The organism is Hafnia psychrotolerans (assembly GCF_014639435.1).
Classification (GTDB): domain Bacteria; phylum Pseudomonadota; class Gammaproteobacteria; order Enterobacterales; family Enterobacteriaceae; genus Ewingella; species Ewingella psychrotolerans.
The window spans coordinates 306,511-323,252 of the sequence record NZ_BMFZ01000004.1 but is presented as its reverse complement, the minus strand read 5'-3'; the positions used below and the strand labels follow the sequence as shown (position 1 = coordinate 323,252).

Here is a 16,742-nt window from a genome sequence, read left to right as displayed (position 1 = left end):
GGGCTAACCGGGACTTCATCACAAGGAGAATGCGGTGCGCTGGTTACCGTTGCTGGTATTATTTTTGTTGGCTTACATCGAAATAACCCTATTTATCAAAGTCGCCGCCTTTATTGGTGTCGCCATGACCTTGCTGCTGGTGGTTTTCACTTCCTGCGTGGGGGTGTCGCTGGTAAAAAATCAGGGTATGAAAACCTTTATGCAGTTGCAGCAGAAACTGGCTGCTGGCGAAAGTCCGGCTGCCGAAATGGTTAAAAGTGTATCACTGGTGATGGCTGGCTTCTTACTGTTGATTCCAGGCTTCTTTACCGACTTTCTGGGGCTGTTACTGTTATTGCCGCCGGTGCAGAAATCCTTGACACTAAAACTGATGCCGCATCTCAATATTGTTCGTTCTGGCGGCAATTGGGGAAAAAGCCAGCCGACCGGAAATACTTTCGAGGGTGAATTTAAACGTACCGAAGAACACCAAGAGCGTCTGGTTTCGCCTGAAAAAGAGGACGACATTGATCGTCGTGATCGTTAAGATTCGCGGTGTTACTTGTTGAATTATTGTTGAAAAGGGCATTTCAAGCGTCGACTAAATGATCTTTGAAATGGAAAAGAAAAAATGTTTTTTTGTTTTCTCCCCTTGAAGGACGGCGTAACGCCCCCATTAAACAAACCACGAGGCCGGGCAGATGACTGCCAGGCATTCAAACCTAAAATAGTTATGGACCCCGCTCACAGGAGAGTTATCAATGAAAATTCGTCCATTGCATGACCGTGTTATCGTCAAGCGTAAAGAAGTTGAATCTAAATCCGCTGGCGGCATCGTTCTGACTGGCTCTGCTGCTGGTAAATCTACCCGCGGTGAAATCCTTGCCGTCGGTCATGGTCGCATCCTGGAAAATGGTGAAGTGAAAGCGCTGGACGTCAAAGTTGGCGACATCGTTATTTTCAACGACGGTTACGGCGTGAAAGCAGAGAAGATCGACAATGAAGAAGTGTTGATCATGTCTGAAAGCGACATTCTGGCCATCGTCGAAGCATAATCCGCTCCCGATCACTTTTTCTGAACTGAACGAATTGAAGGTAAATAACAATGGCAGCTAAAGACGTAAAATTCGGCAACGACGCTCGTGTAAAAATGTTGCGTGGCGTAAACATCCTTGCTGATGCAGTTAAAGTTACCCTGGGTCCTAAAGGCCGTAACGTTGTCCTGGACAAATCATTCGGCGCACCCTCCATCACTAAAGATGGTGTCTCTGTTGCACGTGAAATCGAACTGGAAGACAAGTTCGAAAACATGGGCGCACAGATGGTGAAAGAAGTCGCGTCCAAAGCGAATGATGCAGCGGGTGACGGTACCACTACCGCAACTGTTCTGGCACAAGCCATCATCACCGAAGGCTTAAAAGCCGTTGCTGCTGGCATGAACCCAATGGACCTGAAACGCGGGATCGACAAAGCTGTCATCCACGCAGTTGAAGAACTGAAAAAACTGTCAGTGCCTTGCTCAGATTCTAAAGCTATCGCACAGGTAGGGACTATCTCTGCTAACTCCGATGAAACCGTCGGTAAATTGATCGCTGAAGCGATGGAAAAAGTTGGCAAAGAAGGCGTTATTACTGTTGAAGAAGGCACCGGCCTGCAAGACGAGCTGGACGTGGTTGAAGGTATGCAGTTCGACCGCGGTTATCTGTCTCCGTACTTCATCAACAAACCAGAAACCGGTTCAATCGAACTGGAAAGCCCGTTCATTCTGCTGGCTGACAAAAAGATTTCTAACATCCGCGAAATGCTGCCAGTACTGGAAGCTGTTGCTAAAGCCGGTAAACCACTGCTGATCATTGCTGAAGACGTTGAAGGCGAAGCCCTGGCGACTCTGGTAGTGAACACCATGCGTGGCATCGTGAAAGTGGCTGCGGTTAAAGCACCAGGCTTCGGCGACCGTCGTAAAGCTATGTTGCAGGACATCGCAACCCTGACTGGCGGTACCGTTATCTCTGAAGAGATTGGTCTGGAGCTGGAAAAAGCGACGCTGGAAGACATGGGTCAGGCTAAGCGCGTTGTTATCAACAAAGACACCACCATCATCATCGACGGTGTTGGCGAAGAAGCGACCATTCAGGGCCGTGTTTCTCAGATCCGTCAGCAGATCGAAGAAGCGACCTCTGATTACGATCGCGAAAAACTGCAAGAGCGTGTGGCTAAACTGGCAGGCGGCGTAGCCGTTCTGAAAGTAGGCGCAGCGACTGAAGTTGAAATGAAAGAGAAGAAAGCCCGCGTTGAAGATGCACTGCACGCTACCCGTGCTGCTGTTGAAGAAGGTGTGGTTGCTGGTGGTGGTGTTGCGCTGATCCGCGTTGCTCACACTCTGGCTGGCCTGAAAGGCGACAACGAAGACCAGAACGTCGGTATCCGTGTTGCTCTGCGCGCGATGGAATCTCCACTGCGTCAGATCGTCGTTAACGCCGGTGAAGAAGCCTCTGTTATCGCAAATAAAGTGAAAGCAGGTGAAGGCAGCTTCGGCTACAACGCTTACACCGAAGAATACGGCGACATGATCGCAATGGGTATCCTGGATCCAACTAAAGTTACCCGTTCTGCTTTGCAGTTCGCGTCTTCTGTTGCTGGCTTGATGATCACCACTGAGTGCATGATCACCGACTTGCCGAAAGATGATAAAGGCGACATGGGCGGTGCTGGCGGTATGGGTGGAATGGGCGGCATGGGCGGCATGATGTAAATCATCCCCTTGGCGTTTATCCGCTAGGCGTATGAATGGCGAAAGCCTTTTGTATGTTGAAGAAACCCGGTCATTTATGGCCGGGTTTCTTTATTTGACCTTTTTTCGCCCGATTCAGTAAGATAACTCTCATTGTCTCTGGAGTTTAACGTGTAAACTGTAGCCTATCGCCATTGCCTGTTTATCTCAGGTAACGCGTTGAACACTAGGTAAACGTGGCAACGGATGCCTAAGAGAGCCAAGCGTTCTCTGATAGGCTTTAAGAGATTTCAATATCAAATGGGGAAAGTGATGCGGATTAAAATGTTACTGGGCCTGTCAGCTGCCATGCTGCTTGCCGGGTGCAGTACCACTCATCAACTTGATGCAGCGGGCCAGCAGGTAAAATTCACCGATACTAAACCTGGCAGCGAATGCCAGCTGATCGGTGATGTTACTGGTGCGCAAAGCAATTGGTTCTCAGGCAGTGGCGGTGACGGCAGCTCAATGCGCGGCGCGGCAAACGACCTGCGTAACAAAGCGGCATCAATGGGTGGCAACACTATTTATGGTGCAAACAGTCCGACACAAAATTTACTGTCCAGTTTCGTGCCGGTAGACAGCAAAATGGTTGGCCAGGTGTATAAGTGTCCTTAAGCGGGCGGGCTTTCTCCTGAGCAATACACGAAATAGTAAAAGGGATGCCACCGGGCATCCCTTTTTGATCCTGACTTTCAGCCAATTCAGGACTGCTTGAGTCGCAAATCCAGAATGGTTTTACTTGGCTCACCGCCGATCTCACGCGTCAGCTTAGGCACCATATAACCGGAAACCTTGCCCATCAGTCCTTTCATGATCATCCGTGCTTCATCATCGCCGACCATGAAATGCGCAGCACCTTGCACCTTATCCAGCACATGAATGTAATACGGCAGGATCCCCGCATTGAACAATGCGTTGCTCAGTTGCGCAAGAGTATCGGCGCAGTCATTAACACCGCGCAACAACACGCTTTGATTAAGCAGCGTTACTCCTGATTGCTTCAGCTTTGACATGCTATTGCACAGTTCTTCATCAATCTCGTTGGCGTGATTAATATGCGTCACCATGAGCACCTGTAAGCGTGATTCGCGAAGGCGCTGACAGAGTGCTGGCGTAATGCGTGACGGGATCACAACCGGTAAGCGACTATGGATCCGCAGCCGTTTGATATGCGTTATGGCCTCCAACTCTGTGATCAACCAGTCAAGTTCGTGATCTTTCGCCATCAGGGGATCACCACCTGAGAAAATAATTTCATCGAGTTCAGGGTGTGTGCGGATATAATCCAGCGCCTGAACCCAATTGGCTTTATTTCCCTGGTTTTCCTGATACGGAAAATGACGGCGAAAGCAGTAGCGGCAGTTCACCGCACAACCGCCTTTGACCAGCAACAATGCGCGATTACTATATTTGTGCAAAAGTCCCGGGACGACGCTGCGTTGCTCGTCCAGAGGGTCGGTCGTAAAGCCCGGCGCGGTGATAAACTCCTCGCGTGCGGTCAGGACCTGCAACAGTAGAGGATCGTGCGGATTACCCGGTTGCATGCGCGCAACAAAGGTACGCGGAACACGTAGCGGGAACAAACGACGGGCATCACGCCCTTTTTGCAGCTCTGCATTATCGTTAAGTGCCAGAAGAGTAAGCAGTTCATCCGGGTCTGTAATAACATCGCCGAGTTGATACAACCAATCTTCTCTAAATGGCGTATTTAGGGTTACAATGTTTGCCATTTTTTGGCTAATACCAGTTTAAAATTAGAGGGCCATCATGGCGACTTATTCTAGCAACGATTTCCGTCCGGGTCTTAAAATCATGTTCGAAAGCGAGCCTTACGCTATCGAAGACAGTGTGTTCGTAAAACCAGGCAAAGGTCAGGCTTTTGCACGTGTGAAAATGCGTCGTCTGCTGACAGGTTCACGTGTAGAAAAAACCTTCAAATCTACGGATTCCTGCGAAGGTGCAGACGTGGTAGATACCAACATGACTTACCTCTACAACGATGGTGAGTTCTATCACTTTATGCACCCTGAGACTTTCGAACAACACCAGGTTGATGCTAAACCTGTTGCTGATGCGGCGAAATGGCTGCAGGACAATGCGGAATGTATCATCACTCTGTGGGACGGCCGTCCTATCGCTGTTCAGCCACCGAACTTTATCGAAGCAGAAGTCGTCGACACGGACCCAGGTCTGAAAGGTGATACTGCGGGCACCGGCGGCAAGCCTGCTACGTTGAGTACCGGCGCAGTAGTTAAGGTCCCATTGTTCGTGCAGATCGGCGAAATTGTCCGTTGTGACACCCGCTCTGGCGAATATGTTTCCCGCGTTAAGTAAGTCGACAACGACATAACGCCAGCGAAAGTCACGGTAGATTTAAACCTACCGTGACTTTCAACTCATCACTTTTTCGGTGGATTACTTTAACGATGTTGAAGAAAATGGTGTTTATCATGGTTTCTGTATTGCTGCTAGCTATCCTAAGTGGCTGTAATACCGTTCACGGCTTTGGTGAAGATATCCAGCATCTGGGTGGCGCTATCTCCAGAAAGAGTTGATCCCTTCAGCCGCAATTTTCTCTCTTTCCTAAAATCCTCATTTAAACCTTGCGTTGCTTTTTTTTTACTACACTTAAGTGGTCATACTTTACATTCTCTTATAGGAAGGAAATTTATATGCTGAAGAAAGGTATTCTCACTGTTTTGTCTGTTTTGGTGCTGTCCAGTGCATTGACTGCCTGTAACACCACTCGTGGTGTGGGTGAGGATGTTTCTGCTGGTGGAAAAGCTATCCAAAAAAGCGCGCAATAATAATTTGCGTCTAAAATCCCCGCTTAATGTAGATGCTGCTTGCAGTAGCATGCAGGCAGCACCTCTTTTTCCGCTACGCTCACTCGTGTTGTTTAACCCACACTAACTGATGGGTATCAAAGCCGTATTGCTGAGCTGTGTTGAGCAACTTCTGCTTCACTCCATCACTGAGTGTCGGTGTACGTGATAAAATCCACAGATAGCTTTTATCCGGTCCACACACCAGCGCATATTGGTAATCCTTGTCGAGTTCGATGACGTTATATCCGCCATAGAACGGGCCGAAGAAGGAGACTTTAAGCGCCGCGCGGGTATTCGGTCCGGTGAAATAGCCTTTGCCTTCACTTTCCTGCCACTTCTGTTTTTCCGGGTTGAAACCGCGGTTTATGACTTTTACACCGCCGTCTTCGCGCAGACTATAATTGGCTGTAACCTGCTCTAATCCACTTTCAAAGCTGTGATCCAGTCGCGCCACTTCATACCAGGTACCGAGATAGCGGTTTAATTCAAAGTTATTAACGACTTTTACGTCGGAAGGCGGCGTGATGCTGCAGGCGACCGACATGACCGCCGACAGTACAACGCTGAGTTTTGACCAAATACGCATGACAGTTCCTTCCTTAGGGTGTTCTCTAAGTGTAGGTAATAATGAGGGAAAGAGGCAATACAACGGCGGGAAAACGGCCCGAGGGTCGGGCCGTGAGGAAAGATTAAATTCTAATCAAAACAATAATAGTCACGATGGTGAGGATGGATGCCAATCCGTAGAACACCCATTTGCCTGCCGGGACATGGATCTTTACATCATGCATGGCGTGGTGGATCCGGTGCAGGCCGCACCACAAAGGTAGAACGATCATCAGCAATAGGAATAATTGCCCGATCCAACTGTGTGCAAAAGTCATGATGCGCGGATAACTCAGCGCATCACCTGGGAATAAACCCAGCGGTAACAGAAAGCACACCAGCAGGATCATCACTGGAGCAAAAATGGCACTCCACATACCGCCTGCGCCGAATAGGCCCCAGAAAACAGGCTCATCAGAGCGTTTTGGAAGCATTTTATTCATTATCTCCTCCATTAATAGAATAGGGCGATAGCCAGAATAGCCAGCGTGGCAATACCCGTGATTGCCCAAAAGGCGGCAATCACCGGCTCCGGCCCCATTTTCTGGCCTTTAACGATGATAATTGATGCTTTCGGTGCCAGTTCAAACCAGGTTTTGGTATGTAGTAAGGCTGCCAGCAGAGCGATCAAATTAATGGCCATCACAATGGGATTTTGCAAAAAACCGACGAAACTGACCCAGCTTTCTGCACCGTTTTTGAGTGAGAACAGCCCGGCCAACAACAGTAGGCTGAACCAGACCGCAGGAATCGCGGTGCCTTCACGTAGCATATAAAAACGGTAAAATCCCGATTTTTGCCACCAATTAGGCTTCATTTCTCGGACGTAAGCTTTACGTTTGCTTGGCATATTTATCATATTCGGTTCCCTCATTGCGGTCTAAGCCTCGCGATCATGAAGTCTTTCATGCTTTCGACTTTGCCTTGCTGAATAGCCGCCGCAGGATCAACATGCTTCGGACAGACTTCGGAGCAGTAACCAACAAATGTGCAGCTCCAGACGCCGTTCTGGCCGTTTAATTGCGGCATGCGCTGCTGTTTGCCATGGTCGCGGTTGTCGAGGTTATAGCGGTGCGCCAGCGTGATGGCCGCAGGACCAATGAATTCGGGGTTTAAACCGAATTGCGGACAGGCGGCATAACACAAACCGCAGTTGATACAGCCGGAGAATTGATGATATTTCTCCATCTGTGCTGGCGTTTGTTTCCCTGGGCCCTGATCGGTGTCACGTGTGTTGCCAATGATATAAGGTTTGATCGCCTCCAGACTTTCGATGAAGTGAGTCATATCGACCACTAAATCGCGTTCAACCGGGAAGTTGCCCAGAGCTTCGATCTGCATGCCCTCCGGGTATTCACGCAGGAAGGTTTTACAGGCCAGTTTAGGTATACGATTGACCATCATGCCGCATGAGCCGCAGATCGCCATACGACATGACCAGCGGTAGGACAAATCTTGGGCAAGATTATCTTTGATGTAGCCCAGGGCATCGAGAAGTGATGTCGTCTCATCGAAAGGTACGTCATACACTACCGGATGCGGCGCACTGTCAGTTTCTGGGTTGTAACGCATGATCTCAACTTTCCGGCTTTTCAACTCAGCCATGAGATTGCTCCTTGTTTTTTTTGTCCTGAGCTTCGGCTTCGCCACCATAAACACGTTTGGCTGGTGGCAGCGTAGTGATTTTCACTTCGCCATATTCCAGTCGTGGAGCAGAGTCGGGCTGGTAGAAGGCCAAAGTGTGTTTGAGGAAGTTGACGTCATCGCGCTCTGTGCAACCTTCATCAAGACGTTGGTGAGCACCTCGAGACTCTTTACGGTTGAAAGCAGAGTGCGCCATGCATTCAGCAACATCCAGCCCGTAACCCAGTTCGAGTGTGTACAGCAGGTCGGTATTAAAGACGCTTGAAGTGTCTTTGATTTTTACCCGTTTAAAGCGTTCTTTCAGATCGGCCAGCTTATCAATGGTTTTTTGCATCAGTTCAGGTGTGCGATAAATCCCACAGCCTTCTTCCATCGACATGCCCATTTCATCGCGAATTTTTGCCCAACTTTCGTCGCCTTCCTGTGCCATGAGATCTGCCAGGCGTTTCTCAACATCGGCAACCTGCGCATCGAGTGCGGCATTGTTAGCTGAAGGGATTTGCTCAGTTGCGCGTAACGCGGCTTGTTCACCGGCCATACGACCAAACACCACCAGTTCTGCGAGTGAATTTGAGCCAAGGCGGTTAGCACCATGCAGGCCAACGGATGAACACTCACCTACAGCAAACAGGCCTTTGATACGGGTTTCACACTGAGCATTGGTTTCAATACCGCCCATGGTGTAGTGCGCTGTTGGACGTACCGGGATCGGCTCTTTGATTGGATCAACGCCGACGTAGGCTTTCGCCAGTTCACAGATAAACGGTAAACGCTCCCGCAATTTCTTCTCACCGAGATGGCGCAGGTCGAGATAGACCACATCGCCGCGCGGGGTCGATTCTGTACGACCTGCACGCCACTCATGCCAGAAAGCTTGGGACACTTTGTCACGCGGGCCGAGTTCCATATATTTGTTCTTCGGCTCACCCAATGGCGTTTCCGGCCCCATACCGTAATCCTGCAAGTAACGGTAGCCTTCTTTATTAATCAGAATACCGCCTTCACCACGGCAACCTTCCGTCATCAAAATACCTGAACCGGGAAGGCCAGTCGGGTGATATTGCACGAATTCCATATCACGAAGCGGAACACCGTGGCGGAATGCCATGCCCATGCCATCGCCGGTAACAATGCCACCATTGGTGTTGTAGCGATAAACGCGGCCTGCGCCACCGGTAGCCATTACCACGGCGTTGGCGCGAATTTGTATCCGCGTACCTTCCATCATATTGATAGCAATCAGCCCATGAACACGGCCATCATCGACTAAAATATCCAGAACAAAATGCTCATCGAATCGTTTGATTTGCGGGTATTTCAGCGAGGTTTGGAACAGTGTATGCAGCATATGGAAGCCGGTCTTATCAGCCGCAAACCATGTGCGCTCGATCTTCATACCGCCGAAACGCCGCACGTTGACTGACCCATCCTCTTTACGGCTCCATGGGCAGCCCCAAATTTCGAGTTGTGCCATCTCTTTTGGACACTGGTGGACAAAATGATCCACTACATCCTGTTCGCAGAGCCAGTCACCACCGGATACGGTATCCTGAAAATGGTAGTCGAAGCTGTCGTGATCCTGTGTGACAGCGGCCGAGCCACCTTCTGCAGCCACAGTATGACTGCGCATTGGGTAAACTTTAGATATCAGCGCAATGTTAAGGCTGGGATTGGCTTCCGCTGCGGCTATGGCTGCACGTAAGCCAGCCCCACCAGCGCCTATAATTACAATGTCGGCGTTAAAGGTTTGCACTGCATTCCTCCACTATCATCATGATTTTGGGCCTTAAGACCCTTTGAGAAGCCAGTACTATTGATGGCTTCGTTGACTCTGATGGCACGCAGGTACGGTCTCAGAGGTGAGTATTCTTATTTTTTGTAAGGGATTATTATACCTAAGGGGTAGACCAGGGAATTTGATGTAAATGCTGATTTCGGCTTTATATCTCTTCTCTTATCGCTTTGGGGCACAGAATGAGATATTTGTTTGCCTTTATGGATGCAGGTAGACTGCATGCCCTTTCTCACTTCGGAGTTAAGAACCATGAGCGAAACAGCAAGCTGGCAACCCAGTGCTCCTATCGCCAATTTGTTGAAGCGCGCGGCAATCGTCGCTGAGATTCGACGTTTTTTTGCCGATCGTGGCGTATTAGAAGTAGAAACGCCGGCGATGAGCCAGGCGACAGTCACCGATATTCATCTGGTGCCTTTCACCACGCGGTTTGTAGGGCCAGGTGCAGCTGATGGCATGACACTGTATCTGATGACCAGCCCTGAATACCACATGAAAAGGTTGCTGGCAGCGGGCAGTGGGCCGATTTATCAGATGGGTAAAAGTTTTCGCAATGAAGAAGCGGGGCGTCACCACAATCCTGAATTCACTATGCTGGAGTGGTACCGCCCGCGTTATGACATGTACCGTTTGATGAATGAAGTGGATGACTTTCTGCAACAAGTGCTGGACTGCGAAACGGCAGAAACGCTTTCTTACCAGCAGGCGTTTACTCGTCATCTCGATGTTGACCCGCTTTCGGCCGACAAAACCCAGTTGCGTGAAGCGGCAGCAAAACTCGATCTGTCGAACATTGCTGACACCGAAGAGGACCGCGACACGCTGTTGCAGCTGCTGTTCACCATGGGTGTTGAGCCGCATATAGGCCGCGATAAACCGACGTTTGTTTACCACTTCCCCGCCACACAGGCTTCTCTGGCTGAAATTAGTACCGAAGATCACCGAGTGGCGGAGCGCTTTGAGGTTTATTACAAAGGCGTCGAACTGGCGAATGGTTTCCGCGAGTTGACCGACAGCAAAGAGCAGCGTCAGCGTTTTGCGCAGGACAACCAGAAGCGTTCCGTGCGCGGTTTACCGGTGCAGCCTGTAGATAACAACCTGCTCGATGCGCTGGAACACGGTATGCCAGAATGTTCCGGTGTGGCGCTGGGCGTTGACCGCCTGATTATGATTGCGTTAGGTGCCGATAGCCTCAGCGAGATCCTGGCATTCCCGGTGATGAGAGCCTAAAAGGGGAATATTCTGGAATCCAGAAGACGTTGTTACAAAAGGCCGGCAATGTGAATTGCCGGCCTTTTGTCTTTTAGTTGTCTTTTAGTGGGTAACTCAGTCAGTCAGGTGTCTTGAGTTAGATTACAAATCACCCGCTGAGCGCGCACTACTGCTGGTCATGTTACCGCTGCTGGAGGTAGTGAACGTCGCGTTGCTGCCATTTTGCGCCCGGCGTAGCGTTTCCATACGGACCTGGAATGGAGGGAACGGCAATATGATGCCGTGCTCGTGGAAGCCTGCCAGGATCAGTTGGTGGATTTCATGGCGTAGTGGCATACGGTGTGCCATCTCGGCTGCGTGCATACGCAGTTCGAAGATCTGAATACCTTGCTGCAAATCGACCAGATAGACTTCTGGTGCGGGGTTATCAAGTACCAGCGAACAGCGATGCGCCGCGCTAAGCAGGATCTGAGAGACTTCCTCGCTGTTAGCCTCTGAAGGGGCTGGAACGGTTAATACCACACGAGTAACCGAGTCAGACAACGACCAGTTGATAAACTGTTCGGTGATAAACGCCTTGTTTGGAACAATGATCTCTTTACGATCCCAGTCAGCGATGGTGGTTGCACGGGTATTGATCTTCGTGATGCTACCCGTGAGGTTGCGGATCGTCACGGTATCACCGATGCGGATCGGTTTTTCGAACAAAATGATCAGACCAGAAATAAAGTTGGCGAAGATCTCCTGCAAACCAAAACCAAGACCAACACCGAGTGCTGCGATCAGCCACTGTAACTTTGCCCATTCGATCCCTAATAGTGAGAAAGCACTCACGCCACCTACGATCATCAGCACGTACTTGGTGATCGTGAGAATGGCGTAGCCGGTGCCGGGCGAGAGATCAAGATGCTGCAGTAGCGCCAGTTCCAGCAGCGCAGGCAGATTTCGCACCAACTGTGTGGTGATGATCAATACCAAAATGGCGATCAACACTGCGCCGAGGGTGATCGGCTGCATGCTTTCCACCCCCTGATTGACGGAAGAGACCTGCCAGAGATGGATATTTTCAAGGAAGGAGAATGCTGAGTGGATCTCTGACCACAGGAAGATCACAGAAACAAACGCGATCATGGTCAGAATAGATCTCACCAAACGCAGAGACTGGGCGCTGATCGTATCGAGATCCACTTCGGGCTCTTCGATCTCGACGGTGCCTTCGTTACTGTTAGCGTGTTGCGACTCTTCTTCACCGCGTGCGCGTTGGCTGAGCATTTCGGCACGCCGCTGTTTCGCACGCTCAAAAGCAATCCGGCGCCGCTGAATAAGCATCCAGCGGCGGATAATATGATAAATCACCAACAGAACGAACCAGATGGCCACTGATGTTTCGAGCCTTGCCAGCAGCGCCTGCGCTGTCGCCAGATAGCCCATGAGTGATGCCAATGCAGCAGCCATTGGCGCGCTTAACAGCAACCACCAGAGAGCATTGTTGAGCAGGTTTTCTCCATTACCCTTCTTATCCAGATAGAGTGGGATCCCGGCGCGTTTTAGGCTATGGGTTACCAGGCTTAGCGCCAGACAAAGCAGGATGAAGCATAAGCGGCCCAGGGTGTTGGAGAATTCACGGTCATTGAGGTTATCGAAGGTGATAAGCGCCATAATCAGCGGCACGATAAGCCAAATTGACATCATATAATAGCGCATCGCCCGGGAAACCGCGCGCTGTGGCCAACCGAAGTGTGCCACGAACAATCCCTGCGGATGTGCCAGTGCGGCACTTATCATAAACGCCCACAGGATAGGCAGGGTGGCGGTTACCCCATCGCCAATAGCGACGGCAATGGGGTAAGGCCAGGCATTTTGCAGCCCAAAGCCAAGCGCAGCCCACAGCACCGGCAGCGGTAGTGCCACCAGAATCGACCAGAACACGGTTCGCATTGTCAGTGAGAAATGGTCCTGCGTGACTTTACCCACCCGACTGCTGGATCGCTCCAGAAACGCGTAATAATGACGTCGCGAACTGATGCTGACAATCACCAGAATCAGGGCAGCAAACAAGGGGATTAACGTCTCTTTGCTGGTAACCATCATCAGCGAGGCGCTGCTGAGCTGTGACAGAGTGTCCAGCGACAGCAGGCGTGTCAGGTCATGTGCTGCCTGCAGCGGATAAGAGAAGCTAATAGGACTGACGTCAGCAACCCAGAATAGGTAGCGGTGAGCGGCCTCATGAATATCATTGAGCGCTTCAACCAGTTGGTTGTTGGCCACCTTCAGCTTGGTGAGCTCCAAAATTTGTGAGTCACACCCGGAAAGCAACGAATTGAGTAAGTCACTTTGGGTACGTAATTGCGCATTAAGGGTTTTCTGCTGTATGGCGGTCAGCGGTGTGCCGTCGTCCTGACGCGCCTGCCTGAAGAGTGCCTGTTTATCGAGCAGGTCTTCGTAGTGTAGGCGCTGAACGCGTAACTGACCCATATCCCGGTCCAATTGCTGCGGTTTGGGTACATCAGGTAATTTCGCCACCTGCGCACGCAGGGTTTCGCCCAGCAGATTTGATGCGCCCAGCCACTGTGCCTGCTCGCGGATAGTGCTCAGTGCCTGTCGGACCTGCAGGGTTTGGGCGGCAGCCTGACGTTGTTGGGAAGAGAGCAAGTCCATGCGCTGCGCTTGCTGGTTCAACGCCAGAGAGAGTTCGCGATTGGCTTGTAGCTGCTTGTTGATTGAGGCGGGAAGCTCACCGCTTTGTTCTGCCAGCAGCTCGGTTTTTTCGATAGCTTGCTCGGCTTCGCGCTGGCGCTGGCTGTTGAGGTTATTGCGTAACGTCTGAAGTTGTTGATCGAGATGATCGTGGCGTTTTTTGTACAAATCGGCGCGCATTCTCGACAATTCTTGTCGGTTGCTCGCGGAAAGCTGAGCTAGCTCCAGCTCATCTACTTTGGCTTTCCGCGCGGCAGACTCAGCCTGTAAAGCATTCATCTGTGCCTGGCTAAGTTGCGAAGTATTGCCGGATGTCACGCTTGACTGTATGCGTTGTTCAATATCACTGAGCGCATTGCGCGCTTCTGACTGCTGCTGCGGGATTTGGCTGAGGGAATCGCTGATGTCGCGCGAGCGGTCCTGCTCCTGTCGCAACTGGCGGGCCTCTTCCAGCAGTTGGCTGCTGACCTGCAGGATTTGCTGGTCCAACGGAGCAGCCGTCAGGGTGTTATCGACCGGCAGTGGCGTATCACCCTGCGCTTGTAACTCTTGGCGCAAACCTTGAGTCAGCTTAGGGAAGTCATCGATCACTTTTTGATACTGTTCGGCGCGTACCGTTGAGGCACGCGCTTCACTCAGCCAGTTCAGTGCGCTTTGTAATGCTTCGACCACCTGCGCCTGATTTGCCATTTCCTTATTGGCTTCAGCCTGTTTCAGCTCTTGTTTGAGCTGACTCTCCGACGGTGCCGCGCTGGCTATCATCGGCAGGGCCAGCAGTAAACTCATCAGTAACGCAGGGATCAGACGCACTCAATATTTCCTTTAATATTTTGGGGCAGGGAAGGTGTCAGATCTCTTCCGGTGGTGCCGCAGGCTTGGTCACTCCGGCCTGCGCCATACCTGCCGGAACGGGTGTAGTTTCTGTCGGCGTCTTTATGTCATCAACAACGATGGGATCGGTTTGGACGACAGCAGTTTCAGCTTTAACCTTGGTACTCTGGCGAATGGCTTCAGCAAAAGGTGCGCCCATGCGGGTGACGGTGCCGTTACTCAGCTGAGGCATGAAATTGATCTGACCCGCAGCAAACAGGTTGATGACGGTTGAGCCCAGTTTAAAGCGTCCCATCTCTTCGCCTTTCTCGAGTGCGATAGCGCCTTCACTGCCCGCTGCAGGGTACGTCCAGCGTTTGATAATGCCTTCGCGCGGTGGTGTTACACAGCCTGCCCATACGGTTTCAATGCTGCCTACGATGGTTGCACCCACCAGAATCTGCACCATAGGGCCAAACTCCGTATCAAACAGGCAGATAACTCGCTCATTGCGCGCAAATAAGTTCGGAACATTAGCTGCGGTCAGTGGGTTAACCGAGAACAAATCACCTGGAACATAAATCATTTCACGCAGTACGCCATCGCATGGCATATGTACGCGGTGATAGTCACGTGGCGCAAGGTAAATGGTAGCAAACTGCCCCTCTTTGAACTGCTCAGCCAACAGGTAATTTCCCGCCAGTAATGCTTCCAGCGAGTAAAAGTGGCCCTTGGCCTGGAACAGTTTACCGTCAGTAATGGCACCTAACTGGCTGACTGCGCCATCAGCGGGCAAGCACAACATATCCAGACCACTGACGACGGGACGTGCGCCATCGCGCAGCGGGCGCACGAAAAATGCATTGAAGGTCGGGTAGGATTTGAGATCCGGATCCTTTGCTTCTTTCATATCAACATGGTAATAGCGCGCAAAACCTTTAATAACCCAATGCGTTAGCATTGCGGCACGCTTCTCTGCGCCCCAGCCAGCCAGACGGGTTAATCCTTGTTTAGGAAGTAAGTATTGAAGTTTGATTTTGATACTGTCCAGCACGGAGAACCTCTTGGGTGATGTCATCGCGCCGGAATTCACGGCGCGGAAAATAGGCAGGTATTCTGCGGCAGAGCACTCTACCTCAGCGCACCACTGAGCGTGATGATTGGCCCTTTTAATGCAGCGACTCAGTTTAAGGCTGCGGATTGTAACGAGGGTAAATCATCGCTTCAATACCGGCTAATGAATCCTGTTAAGCGATGAGCTAATAATCCAGCTCATCGCTTAACAACTCAATCAGTTAGCTATTACAACGCATCAAAATTTTTACGTGTTTTTACGTCTTCCATGCTTTCCAGTATGCGGTGATAGTTGTCGAAACGCTCTTCGGCTATATCCCCACGATCTACCGCATCGCGAATGGCACAACCTGGATCGCTGCCATGTTTGCAGTCGCGGAATTTACAGTAGCCCATGAATGGGCGGAATTCGATAAAGCCCTGTGTGATTTGTTCCGGTGCCAGATGCCACAGACCGAATTCGCGCACGCCTGGGGAGTCGATGACGTCACCGCCATGCTGGAAGTGGTAAAGGCGGGCGGCCGTCGTGGTGTGTTGGCCCAGACCTGAGTTGTCGGACACCACATTCACAACGATCTGCTTCTCTTCTGGTGGCAGTAATGCGTTCAGCAGGCTAGATTTGCCTACCCCGGATTGGCCAGCAAAGATGCTGATACGGTCAATCAGGGCACTTTCAAACTCGGGCATCCCTTCGCCGGTCTGACTAGAAACTTCGAGCACGCGGTAATTAATTTTGCGATAGATATCCATCATACCTTCGACGAACTTGCGCCCTTCGTCATCGAGCAGGTCAATTTTGTTGAGCACAATCAGCGGCTCAACCTCCACGGTTTCGCAGGCCACCAGGTAGCGGTCGATAATATTGAGTGACAGCTCAGGTAAAATGGCGGAAACAATGACGATTTGGTCGATGTTAGCGGCGATGGGTTTTACGCCGTCGTAGAAATCAGGGCGAGTCAGTACGGAGGTTCGCTCATGTACAGCCTCTACGATGCCTTTGACACTGGCATTTTCGCCCGCGCGCCAGACGACTCGGTCACCGGTAACCAAGGAGCGGATAGTTCGGCGGATATTGCAACGGTGCTGGCTGCCATCGGCAGCTTCAACGTCCGCATGCATCCCAAAACGACTGATCACCACGCCGTCTTGCGGTGCGCCATGCAGGGAGTCATCCAGCTCTTTACGTTTGTCGGTCGGTTTCAGACGACGCTGGTGGTTAGCCTGAACGCGACGTTGTTGCCCTTTGGACAGTTTTGACTTAGTCACTACGCCTCACTTGACTGGCTTTAATCGCTCGTTGCGACCAAAACGTCTATGATACCAGCTA

Annotated in this window: 17 protein-coding genes; 8 read left to right on the top strand and 9 right to left on the bottom strand. The window is 51.0% G+C overall.

Annotated elements, in window-relative coordinates:
- Positions 1-34: 34 nt before the first annotated feature.
- From IEV89_RS09825 to IEV89_RS09810, 4 genes are all read left to right on the top strand, one after another.
- Complete coding sequence (locus IEV89_RS09825; RefSeq protein ID WP_188473001.1) at positions 35-526, top strand: FxsA family protein; 492 nt, start codon at positions 35-37, stop codon at positions 524-526.
- Positions 527-740: 214 nt separating this feature from the next.
- Positions 741-1,034 (top strand): co-chaperone GroES, encoded by a 294-nt coding sequence (locus IEV89_RS09820; protein WP_009636718.1) that lies wholly within the window; start codon positions 741-743, stop codon positions 1,032-1,034.
- A 50-nt stretch (positions 1,035-1,084) separates the two neighbouring features.
- Entirely contained in the window at positions 1,085-2,731 is a 1,647-nt protein-coding gene (groL, locus tag IEV89_RS09815; RefSeq protein ID WP_188472999.1) for a chaperonin GroEL, read from the top strand.
- A 291-nt stretch (positions 2,732-3,022) separates the two neighbouring features.
- Positions 3,023-3,367 (top strand): DUF4156 domain-containing protein, encoded by a 345-nt coding sequence (locus IEV89_RS09810; RefSeq protein WP_188472997.1) that lies wholly within the window; start codon positions 3,023-3,025, stop codon positions 3,365-3,367.
- Between the two features lie 86 nt (positions 3,368-3,453).
- Here IEV89_RS09810 and epmB read toward each other — a convergent pair whose 3' ends face one another.
- On the bottom strand, positions 3,454-4,482 hold the full coding sequence (gene epmB / locus IEV89_RS09805) for an EF-P beta-lysylation protein EpmB (RefSeq protein ID WP_188472995.1): 1,029 nt from the start codon (positions 4,480-4,482) through the stop codon (positions 3,454-3,456).
- Between the two features lie 37 nt (positions 4,483-4,519).
- Here epmB and efp point away from each other — a divergent pair, with 37 nt between their 5' ends.
- From efp to IEV89_RS09790, 3 genes are all read left to right on the top strand, one after another.
- On the top strand, positions 4,520-5,086 hold the full coding sequence (gene efp / locus IEV89_RS09800) for an elongation factor P (protein WP_188472993.1): 567 nt from the start codon (positions 4,520-4,522) through the stop codon (positions 5,084-5,086).
- Positions 5,087-5,178: 92 nt separating this feature from the next.
- Positions 5,179-5,307 (top strand): entericidin A/B family lipoprotein, encoded by a 129-nt coding sequence (locus IEV89_RS09795; protein WP_188472991.1) that lies wholly within the window; start codon positions 5,179-5,181, stop codon positions 5,305-5,307.
- Between the two features lie 117 nt (positions 5,308-5,424).
- Positions 5,425-5,559, top strand: a complete 135-nt coding sequence (locus IEV89_RS09790; RefSeq protein ID WP_188472989.1) for an entericidin A/B family lipoprotein — start codon at positions 5,425-5,427, stop codon at positions 5,557-5,559.
- Between the two features lie 79 nt (positions 5,560-5,638).
- Here the strand turns inward: IEV89_RS09790 and blc are convergent, their stop codons facing one another.
- The 5 genes from blc to frdA all read right to left on the bottom strand — a co-directional run bounded on the left by blc (position 5,639) and on the right by frdA (position 9,583).
- A complete protein-coding gene (gene blc / locus IEV89_RS09785) occupies positions 5,639-6,166 on the bottom strand; it encodes an outer membrane lipoprotein Blc (RefSeq protein ID WP_188472987.1) in 528 nt (175 codons plus the stop codon).
- A 103-nt stretch (positions 6,167-6,269) separates the two neighbouring features.
- The gene (frdD, locus tag IEV89_RS09780) at positions 6,270-6,629 is read right to left on the bottom strand and encodes a fumarate reductase subunit FrdD (RefSeq protein ID WP_188472985.1); all 360 of its coding nucleotides are present in this window, start codon (positions 6,627-6,629) and stop codon (positions 6,270-6,272) included.
- An 11-nt stretch (positions 6,630-6,640) separates the two neighbouring features.
- The gene (frdC, locus tag IEV89_RS09775) at positions 6,641-7,036 is read right to left on the bottom strand and encodes a fumarate reductase subunit FrdC (protein ID WP_188473277.1); all 396 of its coding nucleotides are present in this window, start codon (positions 7,034-7,036) and stop codon (positions 6,641-6,643) included.
- Between the two features lie 20 nt (positions 7,037-7,056).
- Positions 7,057-7,791: a succinate dehydrogenase/fumarate reductase iron-sulfur subunit gene (locus IEV89_RS09770; protein ID WP_188472983.1), complete on the bottom strand. Its 735-nt coding sequence runs from the start codon at positions 7,789-7,791 to the stop codon at positions 7,057-7,059.
- Positions 7,784-9,583, bottom strand: coding sequence for a fumarate reductase (quinol) flavoprotein subunit (gene frdA / locus IEV89_RS09765; RefSeq protein ID WP_188472981.1), 1,800 nt, complete (start codon positions 9,581-9,583; stop codon positions 7,784-7,786). Before frdA ends, IEV89_RS09770 begins: the two co-directional genes overlap by 8 nt.
- A 291-nt stretch (positions 9,584-9,874) precedes the next feature.
- Here frdA and epmA point away from each other — a divergent pair, with 291 nt between their 5' ends.
- Positions 9,875-10,852: an elongation factor P--(R)-beta-lysine ligase gene (gene epmA / locus IEV89_RS09760; RefSeq protein ID WP_188472979.1), complete on the top strand. Its 978-nt coding sequence runs from the start codon at positions 9,875-9,877 to the stop codon at positions 10,850-10,852.
- 123 nt (positions 10,853-10,975) lie between these two features.
- Here epmA and mscM read toward each other — a convergent pair whose 3' ends face one another.
- The 3 genes from mscM to rsgA form a co-directional block, all read right to left on the bottom strand.
- Positions 10,976-14,341, bottom strand: coding sequence for a miniconductance mechanosensitive channel MscM (mscM, locus tag IEV89_RS09755; RefSeq protein WP_188472977.1), 3,366 nt, complete (start codon positions 14,339-14,341; stop codon positions 10,976-10,978).
- 37 nt (positions 14,342-14,378) lie between these two features.
- A complete protein-coding gene (asd, locus tag IEV89_RS09750; RefSeq protein WP_229746433.1) occupies positions 14,379-15,395 on the bottom strand; it encodes an archaetidylserine decarboxylase in 1,017 nt (338 codons plus the stop codon).
- Between the two features lie 248 nt (positions 15,396-15,643).
- Positions 15,644-16,681: a small ribosomal subunit biogenesis GTPase RsgA gene (rsgA, locus tag IEV89_RS09745; RefSeq protein ID WP_188472975.1), complete on the bottom strand. Its 1,038-nt coding sequence runs from the start codon at positions 16,679-16,681 to the stop codon at positions 15,644-15,646.
- Positions 16,682-16,742: the final 61 nt, after the last annotated feature.